Source organism: Bacteroides propionicifaciens DSM 19291 = JCM 14649 (assembly GCF_000375405.1).
Lineage (GTDB): Bacteria > Bacteroidota > Bacteroidia > Bacteroidales > Bacteroidaceae > Bacteroides_E > Bacteroides_E propionicifaciens.
The window spans coordinates 26,687-39,245 of sequence record NZ_AQWS01000025.1 but is presented as its reverse complement, the minus strand read 5'-3'; the positions used below and the strand labels follow the sequence as shown (position 1 = coordinate 39,245).

Sequence of the window (12,559 nt, the reverse complement as noted above, 5' to 3'; positions counted from 1 at the left end):
TACATGTCTAAGTTTTTTATTATAAAACAACGGCTCAGGTAAAGTTGTTACCCAAGCCGATCATTTTAACTTACACACTTTATGAGAGGGTGTCAGCATCCAATCCAATTATTATAACATAGTACAGTTCTTCAACAACCGTTCTACAAATGCATCAGCTGAAAGCTTCAATGCTAAAATAAAATCTTTTAGAGCTAGTTTAAGAGGAGTAAGAGATGTAAACTTCTTTATTTATCGCTTGACTAAAATCTATGCTTGATATGCAAATCCCACAGGTAGAAAGCTACTGAATGCAAGAAGAGCTTCTGATATTATATCAGAAGCTCTTCTTATGTGCGGATGAAAGGACTCGAACCTTCACGTCTCTCAACACTAGATCCTAAGTCTAGCGCGGCTACCAATTACGCCACATCCGCAGATATTGCTTGATTGCGATGCAAATGTACTATGTTTCTTTTTATCTGACAAATATTTAGCTCTCTTTTTTTAATAAATTTCTAGCTGTTTCTATTATTGTATCTTTACCCTGCATTTTATCTAGGTTGTTCATGTCTACTTTTATGTCTGGATCAATACCGAATTCTATGTGTTCTTTATTTGCATCTAAATGTGGACTAGCTGAATACCTAAGTGTCCATCCATTGGGGAGCTCTGAGGTAAATGGAAGACCTCCACCACCGCCCGTTCGGTCACCTATAAGAGTGACATTATCGAGTAAGCTCATATTATTGGTAAAGTCGTTTGCAGCACTATAGGTATGCCTGTTAATAAGTAGAGCAACACCCTCTTGCCACCTAATTCCTTTTGCAGGACTTAACTTGATAGGATATGGGTTGGAAAAGCTATCGTGTGAAGGCCCTTTTTTATGCATTGTATAGCCTGTAATGAGTTCCTCTTCTATAAAATGTGAGGCTAATTTTGATGAGTTTGTTATATTTCCACCTCCGTTATTTCTGATGTCAATAATAATGCCATCGCAAAGCTCTAAATGCTTTAATATGTGATTTATATTTCCATCACCTATTGGGCTTGCAAAGTTTTCATAATAGATGTACCCTATATTATCTTCAAGTATTTTATATTTAATTCCTCCGGCAATACGGTAGTCTTTTCCTAAGTAATTATCTTGTATTGTTTCGTCAAAATTGCGCGGATAATCTTGATACCACTCCCAATATCTAGCTAGGTTCCACGAAGATGCTAGATTTACATGACCATCACGAAGCTCTCTAGTCATTTCTCCAAGTACATCGAAAAGTTCTTCAGATGACATGTTGGATGATATTTGTTGTTTGTATTTATAATAAACCTCATCCCAATCGATGTTTTTATAGGTAAAGTAGCAATATCCTTCGTCGAGAATTTTCCAAAGAGCTTCAAAGTTGCCCATGGGTGAATTGTCAACTGTCTCCTCTCTATAACAGCTACTAGTAGTCGTTATACAGATTGCAAGAGCTAGTACTTTCCAATATTTGTTTATAGTCGATTTAACCATTTTCTTAAGTTCTGATTGTTTAGTAAGCCTCTAGATTGTCAGGAATTTGCTTAGTTGTCTTAGGGCGTATTTTGATAAGATCTGTAACGAACCCTACCATAAATACATGGCCATAGTTATGTGACTTAATATTATTAAGTTTAGCTTGTTGTATATCCATGATATAGCTTAGGCGAAGCTTTACTCGATTGATTGGTATGTCCATGCTGATGAACTGCCTTATTGAAGGTTGATTATGAAGTGAGGTAAACTTTAAAAGTCCTTTATCGTTGCCAACAGAGAACATCTCATAATAAGATTGCCCGTAGTGTGGAGAGAACATAACTCCCATAATTGGGATGTTTACTTGGTACCTCAGAGTGATGGGCAGTGATTTTATTTTAGTCTTCCAAATAGCCATACCCGAGGGAGCTAAATTTAGATATAGCTTGGCATTCGCAGGATTATTACCATTTCTTAGGTTGTAAATAAATCCTATGTTAGCATCAATTAAGGCACCAGCTAGAATTTTGAAATTAGGGCTAATCCTGAATTGGTAGTGTAGACCAATGTTCCAATTGAGTAGTCCCGAAAATGAGTTGTTATTATCCACATGGTTGTGTGTATAAGATATATCGGCTTGCAAGAAGTTATGGAGCGATACGTTGCCATCCCAAAGACGAGTCATTCGGTTGGTCTCTCTAGCAATTCTAAAATCGATTCCTTTGTACTCTTGAGGCGAGAGGTAGGTGTCAAAAATATTGCTGTACCCCACGCCATAGGATACAGCTCTATTTATAATTTTGGGGGCATCGACATCTTCTAAATTCTGTGCATTAATATCACTGAAGAAAGGTGCTAGGATTAGTAAACACCCAAATATTGTTTTTTCCATAAGCCTTTTAGAGACGCATTAGAAAAGATCCATCTGACCATCATTTCTGTCTTTCTTTTTTAGTTCGTTTTCGGGTTCAGGTTCACTTGATTCCTTATCGGGTTTGGTGGATATGTTTTTGTCCCCGCTTTCTTTAGTTTCTTTTGTTTGTTCGGAGTGCGGGTTTATATCCTTTACTGATTCAACTTGATAGGTAGTCAGACGTTTACCCTTTGCTCCAAAACCTTTTTGATCAATAAACTTAACTGCATCCACAGTTAGCGTATCTCTATGTTTGTCAGGTCCACCAAATGTGACTTTAAGTAGTGGTTCAGCATTATCAGTTAATAACAACTCTACGCTCTTGTTGTTTCCGCCTAAGTAACTTTCAGGTTTGTTGACATCTTCGAAACAGAATCGTTTGAGGTAAGTTTGATTTTTATTATTTGCGTCTATTAGAGCTGCAGTCCATACTTTCTTTTCGTCTAGCTTCTCAATATGCTTTATATTGCCTTCAAAATGGGTTGTTATGTCATACGAGCAGGTGTAAAACAGATGCTTATCAGTGATTACAAGAATTCTATCTTCTTCAGTAAATTCACCAAGGTATAGTCCTCTCTCATCGTGATTTAGTTTTTTAACATCTGGATCAAACCACACATCAACTCCACCTAATGTCGATTTACCGTGTTCTTTTAGTGCTATTTTTCTAATGCTTCGCTTGGTTAGAATATTACCTTTTGCTTGTCGGCCTCTGATAGCGACTAAACTGAAATCTTCATCGAACTCAACCTTACGTACTCGGCTGCGTTCACCTCGCTTAATTCTATGTGTAACATGAATAACTTCGGCTTCACCATTGGGGTTTGCGCTAAAGTAGATTACTTCGGAGCCTGGAGTGCCTTGGGTAATATCGTATTCTCTATCTCGAATTACAGAGGTGACAAAGAATCTTTTTATATAATATATGCCACCCTCTTTACCGTCTCTATACACGACATTATAGATAGTACGTTCATCGTCTTTTTGGAATATGTCAATGTGAATTACATTCTTACCAATAAACTTTTTATCGATAACGGGAGTAATCATATACTTACCATCACTATAAAAAACGATTACATCATCAAACTTTGAACAGTTATTGATAAACGTACTGTTCTTTAGGTCAGTTCCCATGAACCCTTCTTCGGCATTGAAGTAGAGTTTTTCATTGGCTTCGGCTACTTTAGTTATTTCGATTGTATCGAAGTTTCTGATCTCGGTCATGCGCTGGTGCTCTTTCCCGTACTTTTGTTTTAGCATCGAGAACCAACGTGTAGTGAAGCCTATCATATTTGACAACTCCTTATCGATTTCAGCAATTTCAGCTTTCATCTTAGCCATGATCTCATCGGCTTTCTCGGAATTGAATTTTAGGATTCTACCCATTTTAATTTCCATGAGCCTTAGGATGTCCTCTTTGGTGACTTCACGGATAAATTGTGGATAGAATGGTGTTAATCGCTTGTCGATATGCTTGCATGCAGCATCCATATCTTTAGACGATTCAAATTCTTTGTCTTTATATATTCGCTCTTCAATAAATATCTTTTCTAAGGAAGCCATGTGAAAGCTCTCCTCAAGTTCTCCTTTACGGATTTCTAACTCCAGTTTGAGAAGTTTAAGCGTGTTATCGACAGCTTGTTTCAATACATGACTAATAGTAAGAAAATGCGGTCTGTTGTCTTCAATTACGCAGCAATTGGGAGAAATGCTAATTTCACAGTCTGTAAAGGCATATAGGGCATCAATCGTGCGATCCGAAGATACACCAGAAGGTAGGTGCACGATAATTTCAACTTCAGCTGAAGTGTTGTCGTCAACCTTACGTATTTTTATCTTCCCTTTGTCAACAGCTTTCAATATCGAATCAATGACCGAGGTTGTAGTTTTACCAAAGGGAATTTCACTTATTGAAAGTGTCCTATTGTCAATTTTATTGATCTTTGCGCGTACCTTAACGTTTCCGCCTCTTTCTCCATCATTGTATCTTGATACATCTATGTAACCTCCAGTTTGGAAGTCTGGATAGAGTGTGAATGGCTTGTCATTTAGATAATTAATAGCAGCATCACAAATTTCGTTGAAGTTGTGAGGTAATATTTTGGATGAGAGTCCTACAGCGATCCCCTCAGCTCCTTGAGCTAGAATAAGTGGGTATTTAAGAGGGAGGGTAATAGGCTCTTTGTTTCTGCCGTCATACGACTTTTGCCACTCGGTAGTTTTAGGATTAAAAACCACTTCAAGCGCAAATTTAGAAAGTCTAGCCTCAATGTAACGAGGAGCAGCAGCACGGTCTCCTGTCAGAATATTACCCCAGTTCCCTTGGCAATCTATCAGGAAGTCTTTTTGTCCAAGTTGAATCAGTGCATCACCAATAGAAGCGTCACCGTGTGGGTGAAACTGCATTGTATGACCAACAATATTGGCAACCTTATTGTATCTCCCATCGTCCATTCGTTTCATTGAATGCAAGATTCGTCTCTGAACAGGTTTAAGGCCATCGTTTATATGGGGTACGGCACGCTCTAAGATTACGTATGAAGCGTAGTCTAAGAACCAATTCTCGTACATACCCGACAGATGGTGTTTTACATGCTCTGGAGAGGATGCTGTAGGTTTGTCAAATTGATTATTTTCTGATTTATAATGGATATCATCACTCATAAAGTTTGTTTCCCTCCTGATTTAACAACATTTTATCATTTTAACATCAATATTAGCATGATGTACAGACAAAAATACGAATTTAATTGAAAAATTCACTTACTTTGCATTTAATTTATAGGCTGTTAGGCTGCCTAGACATTGATATTGAATGTAAATTATTAATGATAATTGATTATTGAAGATGGCACAAGAAGATGTTTTTAAAAAATTAGTTTCACATTGTAAAGAATATGGATTTGTTTTCCCCTCAAGTGATATTTATGATGGGTTGGGAGCAGTTTATGATTATGGGCAGATGGGGGTGGAACTCAAAAACAATATTAAAAAATACTGGTGGGACAGCATGGTCTTACTTCACGATAATATTGTAGGCATTGATTCGGCTATCTTTATGCATCCTACTATCTGGAAAGCTTCAGGTCACGTAGATGCTTTTAATGATCCGTTAATTGACAACAAAGATTCTAAAAAACGTTACCGTGCCGATGTTCTTGTTGAAGACCAATTGGCTAAGTACGACGACAAAATAAATAAAGAAGTTGCTAAGGCAGCTAAGCGATTTGGTGAGGCGTTTGATGAGCAAGAGTTTAGATCCACCAATGCTAGAGTCCTCAAATACCAAGAACAAAGAGATGCTGTCCATGAGCGTTTTGCAAAAGCTCTAAATGACAACGACTTGACAGAGTTAAGACAAATCATAGTTGATGAAGAGATCGTTTGTCCAATATCAGGTACTCGTGAGTGGACTGAAGTTCGTCAATTTAACTTGATGTTTGCTACAGAGATGGGTTCAACATCGGATAGTGCAATGAAGGTTTACCTTCGTCCTGAAACAGCACAAGGTATCTTTGTAAACTACATGAACGTTCAGAAGAGTGGCCGTATGAGAGTTCCTTTTGGTATTGCTCAAATTGGTAAAGCTTTCCGTAACGAGATTGTAGCTCGTCAGTTTATCTTCCGTATGCGTGAGTTTGAACAAATGGAGATGCAATTCTTCGTTCGCCCTGGTACCGAATTAGATTGGTTTAGAAGTTGGAAAGAGCAACGCTTAAAATGGCATGAGAACTTAGGATTTGGTTCTGAAAACTATCGCTTCCACGATCACGATAAATTAGCGCATTATGCTAATGCTGCTACAGATATCGAATTCCTTATGCCTTTTGGATTTAAAGAGGTAGAGGGTATTCATTCGCGTACTGACTTCGATTTGGCTCAGCACGAGAAATTCTCTGGTAAAAACATTAAGTATTTTGACCCTGAATTAAATCAATCTTATGTACCTTACGTTGTTGAAACTTCAATTGGAGTTGACCGTATGTTCTTAAGCATTATGGCTGGTTCATATTGTGAAGAAGAATTAGAAAATGGTACTCGTGTGGTATTAAAACTTCCTGCAGCTTTGGCTCCAGTAAAACTTGCTGTATTGCCACTTGTTAAGAAAGACGGATTAGCAGAAAAAGCAATGGATATCATTAATGACTTGAAATTCCATTTCAATTGTCAATACGATGAGAAAGACTCTATAGGTAAGAGATACCGTCGTCAAGATGCTATTGGTACTCCATACTGTATTACTGTAGATCACGATACGTTAAACGACAACTGTGTAACACTTCGTAACAGAGATACCATGGAACAAGAACGTGTTGCAATTGCTGACCTGAATAATATAATCGCAGATAGAGTAAGTATTACCTCTCTATTAAAGAAATTACAATAACGAATAATATGAGTATAAAACATTTACTTTCATTTGCCATCTTGTTGGGGTTATTCATTACCTCGTGTAGTGAAACCAAAACAGAAAGCAAGTATGCGAATTGGAAAGAGCGTAACGAACACTTCATAGATTCTGTATCCTCAGTTTATGAAGACAATACCGACCCTGATTTATTTAGAGTACAAGACCAACGTAATTTGGATCAATACATCTACTATAAAATTCTTAAATCGGGTGATCAAACCTCAGATGTTCCTAATTTAACAAGCAAAGTAAATGTTTTTTATAGAGGAATGTTGATTAATGAGGCTGTGATGGGTAACCTTGATAAACCCCGTTATTTAACTAGAGCATATCGTCACTTAGATATTTTTGATGAGAATTTTACGGGTGATAATCCGCAGCCAGATTTTGATTTGCCGACTAATTTCACTGTAAATAGTTTAATCAACGGTTTTACTGAGATCTTGCAGCATATGCATGTTGGTGATCGTTGGGAGGTTTATATCCCCTATCAATCAGGATATGGCATTCAAGATTCAGGTATGATTAGAGCTTATTCATCGTTAGTATTTGATATCACTTTATTTGATATTACCGATCTATAAAAACTCTTTGTTTTATGATATAAAAAAGGATTGCTAAACTTATGGTTTAGCAATCCTTTTTTTATTGATTTAGTATCAGTGCTTATTTGTGGGCTGTAGCAGTTTCTGCTTTCTTAGCCCCTTTAGCAGTTGTGTGCTTGTCAACTAAATACACAATAGAGGCGTAGGGAACGCCTGAATTTGTAGTTAGTCCGATTTCACAGGTTCTACTATTGGAGTAACCCATCTTAACGCCGCGCTTTTCAATTTGAGGTTTTAATTTGCGCAGTGCGTACTCATTGACCTCTGGATTAGTAAATCCTTTATCTCCAGCAAATCCACAACAGCCTACTTCTTCGGGTACCAAGACATCAGAAGAGCAAAGTTTAGCAAGACCAATGATTTGGTCGGCTAGTCCCATCTTCTTCATAGAGCAAGTAACGTGTACTGCAACTGGTGTGTTTCCTTGGTGGAATTCAAGCTTATCTTTTAAGAATGTATCAATAAACTCAGCTGGTTCATATAGCTTCATTCTAGAAATACAGTGTCTCATACGATATAAACAAGGACTTTGGTCACAAAGCACAGGGTATTCTCCGTGGTTACTAGCTTCCCATAGTGAGTCTTCAAGCTCTTTGACTTTTCGATCTGCAATGTCGGGCATACCTTTGCTTTCCCAGATTGTTCCACAACAGAGCTTGTCCATTCCTTCGGGGAAGATAATTTCATAGCCACCTTTTTGGAGCAGTGAAGCCATCTTATTGATTAGTGGCAACTCTTCAGGGGATTTCTTTTCGAGTCCCATAGTTTGGTTCAAACAACTTGGAAAGTAGACAACTTTCTTAACCGAATTGAATGCTGGGATTTCTTTTTTCTTCTTCAAGTAATAAGGACGTGGCATCGCTGGGGTCCATAATGGGATTTTAAGCGCTTTGTGCATACCTTCAGTCATCGCTGACATAATCTTAGTACCTAAAACGGTGTGAGCAGCATTGGCTAGTGTGAGTGTTGGTCTTAATACACCCTTGATTCCAGCAAAATGATTAGCAGCATAGTTACCGATTTTGTAACCTGTGCTACCTTTAGGAAATTCCATTTCACGAAGTACGTGAGTTAAATCACCCACATTAATATGCATAGGACAAGAGGTCGCACATAGGCCATCACCAGCACATGTTGCTTCACCAAGATAGCGGAATTGATCACGTAGTGTTTTTACACGTTCCGAATCTGTTCCTTCACGTTCTAGTCTTGAAATCTCGCGTTGAATGATAATTCGTTGACGAGAAGAAAGTGTGAATCCACAAGTCAAACAATTTACCTCACAGAATCCACATTCGATACATTTATCAACAATCTCGTTGGTAAGTGGTAGTGGTTTGAAGTTCTTGATAAAACATTTAGGATCGTCGTTGAAGATTACTCCTGGGTTTAACAAGTAGTTAGGATCAAATAGTTCTTTGATTTGACGCATAACCTTAAATGCAGGTGTACCCCATTCGTGCTCAACAAAAGGAGCCATGTTACGACCTGTTCCGTGTTCAGCTTTTAGTGAGCCGTTATATTTATCAGCAACAAGTACTTTTACATCTTCCATCAACGACTCGTAGCGATCGACCTCTTCTTGGGTGTCGAACGATTGGTTGATAATAAAGTGGAAGTTACCCTCAAGAGCATGTCCATAAATACAAGCATCGTCGTAATGGTGCTCTTTAAGAAGTTCTTGAAGTTCGAAAGTTGCTTCGGGTAAGTTTTCGATATGGAAAGCTACATCTTCAATCAAGCATGTAGTACCTAATTTACGAGTACCCCCAACTGATGGGAATATGCCTGAACGAATAGCCCAATATTTTGAATATTCAGCAGGATTATCTGTAAAATAAACAGGGACAAAAGTCTTGAATGAGTCAAGCTCTTTTGTTATCTGTTTGATATTGGCTTCTAGCTCTTCTTTGGTTGTTGCCATGGTTTCAGTTAGCACAGCAGTAAGCCCAGAGCCAGTTGGGTCGTTAACCGATGATAGTGATTTCTCATCTAACAACTCGGCACCTTTTACTGTTGTTTCGCCATCTTTAGTTGTAAGCTTTTTCATCGCTACAACAGCTCTACAGGCCTCTTTAATATCACTAAAGTAGAGCATAGCACTCGCTTTATGTGGATAATCGTAGCCTGTTTTCATTGTAAATTCAGAAGCGAAGGCTAAAGTTCCTTCCGAGCCTACCATGAGGTGGGTAATAATATCAAACGGATCGTCGTAGGCAATCATTGGTCTGATGTTTAGACCAGTTACATTTTTAATCGAGTATTTGAAACGAATGCGTTCTGTCAATTCTTTATCAGCACGTACCTCGTCACGGATTTGCTCAATTCGAGCGATAAACTCGGGATGGGTCTTAGCAAAGTTTTCACGACTCTGTTTATCACCAGTGTCGAGTACTGTACCATCAATAAGGACAATTCTTGCTGATTTAAGTACGCTGTCACTGTTGGCGTGTGTGCCACAGTTCATACCCGAGGCATTGTTCATAACAATACCACCAACCATAGCACTTTTAAGTGAAGCTGGGTCGGGCGAAAATATACGACCAAATGGTTTAAGAATCTGATTTACACATTCTCCGATGATCCCTGGTTGAAGGGTTATCTCTTTGTGGTCGGGCGATATAGAATATTTCTCCCAACTTTTGCCGGCTACGATCAAAATCGAGTCACTAATAGCTTGTCCAGACAAACTTGTGCCAGCTGCTCTAAAAGTGGCGGGCAGCTGATATTTGTTGGCCAAGGCGAGTAATTTAGATACTTCTTCTTCAGAAGAAGAACGGATGACGATCTGAGGAATTAAACGATAAAAGCCTGCATCTGTACCCCAGGCTAATCGACGGAGATCGTCGGTGTAAATATGGTCTTTGGGTATAAAACCTCTAGCATCTTTCAAAAAGGCGCTATAGTCTTTTGGTGCTGTCATAGTGTATTCTTAAATAAATAGTGTTTTCTTATTATTATAAAGGTAGTATTTTTTAAATAGTATCATAAAATATGCCGAATTATTCTATAGATAATTATCCTCAATTAAGGCTTCTTGCACTCTGTTTAAAGTTCATTATCAGGGTAAAGTAAATAGGGTTTACGTTTTGTCTTGAACGATTCTACGTCTGAAGCCCACATGGCTTGAATCTCTTTGGCAGGTTGGGAGAAGGTGCTATAGGGAGTTGGTACATAGTTTGATGTGTATAGTGTTCGCAAGGTATAACCGTTAATTTGCACGATTTTTTGGAAGGCAACCAATCTTCACCCAAGCACATTTGCGCTAACTCACCTAAGGTCATGCCGTGGACAATGGGTATGGGTAGTCCACCAACTCCTGATTTATATTTAGACTCTAAGATAGGACCATCTACATAGTATCCGTTCGGGTTGGGACGATCAAAAATAACCACCTCCCTATTATTGGTAGCACATGCATCCATGAGTTGAACCATCGTGATATAGTAGGTATAGAAGCGTAAGCCGACATCTTGGATGTCAATAACGAGCACATCGAATTTATCCATAGAACTTTTACTGGGCCTTTTCTCCTTGCCATCGTAGAGTGAGAGAATTGGGATTCCTGTCTTACTGTCTTTGGTATTGCTTACTTGTTCCCCGGCATCGGCATTTCCACGGAAACCATGTTCGGGAGAAAATATGGCTTTAACATTGAGTCCTTTGGAGAGTAAAATATCTAATATGTGTTGCTCTCCAACCATACCCGTGTGATTTGAATATAGTGCTATGCGTTTTCCTTCTAAAAGTGGAACATAAAGAGCTGTACGCTCGGCTCCTATACGAAGTTCTCTCGTAGATGAAAAGAGACTCAGTGGATAGAGAATAATGGTGAGTATATAGATTAGTTTGAGCATAGTCAGATGTACTACATTTAAGATTATCTCTAAATATATAGATTATATGTAAATAACCCTTAATATTAGCACTAAAAAAGCCGCTTTGTCTAAATCGACAAAACGGCTTCTATATATTAATCTGATTACCCCTTGGGTATTAAATCTCTTTTTCTAAAATCAGGTATTCTGCAATTTGTACTGCATTAAGGGCTGCGCCTTTACGGATTTGATCACTAACTGTCCAGAAGGCAAGTCCATTGGGATTAGTCAAATCTTTGCGGATTCTTCCAACATAGACAGGGTCTTTGCCTGTAAGAAACAGCGGCATAGGATATTCTCTTTTGCTTGGATTATCTTGCAGAACTACCCCATTAGCTTTGGAGAAAGCTTCTTTTGCCTCTTCGACCGATATAGGTCTTTCGGTCTCTACCCAAATGCTTTCAGAGTGTGCACGTAGGGCAGGTACACGTACGCAAGTAGCGCTTACCTCTATGTCTTCGTGCATTATCTTCTTGGTTTCGTTATACATCTTCATCTCTTCCTTAGTGTATCCGTTTTCAGTAAAATCGTCTACTTGAGGAATTAGGTTGAAAGCCAATTGGTAGGCAAATTTGTCTACTGTCGCCTCTTTACCTGCGAGTACTTCTCTATACTGCTCAATAAGTTCATCCATTGCAGCAGCGCCAGCTCCACTAGCAGCTTGATAAGTTGACACATGGACAGTTTTAATCTTAGAGAGGTCATTGATTGCTTTAAGTGCTACAACCATTTGAGTCGTTGTGCAGTTTGGATTGGCAATAATACCTTTTGTTCTAAGCTTAGCATCCTGAGCATTGACTTCTGGTACAACTAAAGGTACGTCTTTGTCCATACGAAACGCACTAGAGTTGTCAATCATAATCGCTCCATGTTTTGTCATGGTCTCGGCAAATTCAATTGAAGTACCACCTCCAGCCGAAGCAAAGACAATATCAATGCCTTTAAAGTCGTCATTATGTTGAAGTAGTTTAACCTCTATTTGTTTACCCTTGTATTCATACTTATTTCCGACACTACGGTGAGAGCCGAATAATAGAAGTTCTTCTACAGGGAAATTTCTTTCATCTAGTACGCGTAAGAGTTCTTGTCCTACAGCACCACTAGCTCCAACAATTGCTACTTTCATTTTTTCTATGATTTAATGATTCTTTGTGGTTATGTGTCACAATATCTATCCGAAAGTGGATATAAAGATATAGTTGTTAGCAAAGATAAAGTAAATATGTCAAAATATGCTTATTAAGAGCATATTTCATAGAAACAAACCTATTG

The 12,559-nt window shown here is 38.4% G+C and carries 7 protein-coding genes, 1 tRNA gene and 2 pseudogenes; 3 read left to right on the top strand and 7 right to left on the bottom strand.

What is annotated here, in order from left to right; translation table 11 throughout:
- Window positions 1–94: 94 nt before the first annotated feature.
- A pseudogene (locus B091_RS12500) lies at window positions 95–259 on the top strand (transposase); the annotation flags it as partial.
- Between the two features lie 75 nt (window positions 260–334).
- Here the strand turns inward: B091_RS12500 and B091_RS0108620 are convergent.
- The 4 genes from B091_RS0108620 to B091_RS0108605 all read right to left on the bottom strand — a co-directional run bounded on the left by B091_RS0108620 (window position 335) and on the right by B091_RS0108605 (window position 5,057).
- Window positions 335–416: transfer RNA gene (locus B091_RS0108620), tRNA-Leu, on the bottom strand.
- A 56-nt stretch (window positions 417–472) separates the two neighbouring features.
- The gene (locus tag B091_RS0108615) at window positions 473–1,495 is read right to left on the bottom strand and encodes a S41 family peptidase (protein ID WP_018109602.1); all 1,023 of its coding nucleotides are present in this window, start codon (window positions 1,493–1,495) and stop codon (window positions 473–475) included.
- Between the two features lie 19 nt (window positions 1,496–1,514).
- Window positions 1,515–2,369 (bottom strand): DUF3316 domain-containing protein, encoded by an 855-nt coding sequence (locus tag B091_RS0108610; protein ID WP_018109601.1) that lies wholly within the window; start codon window positions 2,367–2,369, stop codon window positions 1,515–1,517.
- A gap of 18 nt (window positions 2,370–2,387) precedes the next feature.
- A complete protein-coding gene (locus B091_RS0108605; RefSeq protein WP_018109600.1) occupies window positions 2,388–5,057 on the bottom strand; it encodes a DNA gyrase/topoisomerase IV subunit A in 2,670 nt (889 codons plus the stop codon).
- Window positions 5,058–5,241: 184 nt separating this feature from the next.
- On the opposite strand from B091_RS0108605, the gene B091_RS0108600 reads away from it, so the two are divergent.
- Entirely contained in the window at window positions 5,242–6,780 is a 1,539-nt protein-coding gene (locus B091_RS0108600; RefSeq protein ID WP_018109599.1) for a glycine--tRNA ligase, read from the top strand.
- An 8-nt stretch (window positions 6,781–6,788) separates the two neighbouring features.
- A complete protein-coding gene (gene bamJ, locus B091_RS0108595) occupies window positions 6,789–7,388 on the top strand; it encodes a BamJ family beta-barrel-assembly machinery protein (protein ID WP_018109598.1) in 600 nt (199 codons plus the stop codon).
- An 82-nt stretch (window positions 7,389–7,470) separates the two neighbouring features.
- Here bamJ and B091_RS0108590 read toward each other — a convergent pair whose 3' ends face one another.
- From B091_RS0108590 to B091_RS0108580, 3 genes and pseudogenes are all read right to left on the bottom strand, one after another.
- Window positions 7,471–10,332 (bottom strand): FAD-binding and (Fe-S)-binding domain-containing protein, encoded by a 2,862-nt coding sequence (locus B091_RS0108590; protein ID WP_018109597.1) that lies wholly within the window; start codon window positions 10,330–10,332, stop codon window positions 7,471–7,473.
- Between the two features lie 214 nt (window positions 10,333–10,546).
- A pseudogene (locus B091_RS12010) lies at window positions 10,547–11,266 on the bottom strand (exo-beta-N-acetylmuramidase NamZ family protein); the annotation flags it as partial.
- A gap of 139 nt (window positions 11,267–11,405) precedes the next feature.
- Window positions 11,406–12,413, bottom strand: coding sequence for an aspartate-semialdehyde dehydrogenase (locus tag B091_RS0108580; protein ID WP_018109595.1), 1,008 nt, complete (start codon window positions 12,411–12,413; stop codon window positions 11,406–11,408).
- Window positions 12,414–12,559: the final 146 nt, after the last annotated feature.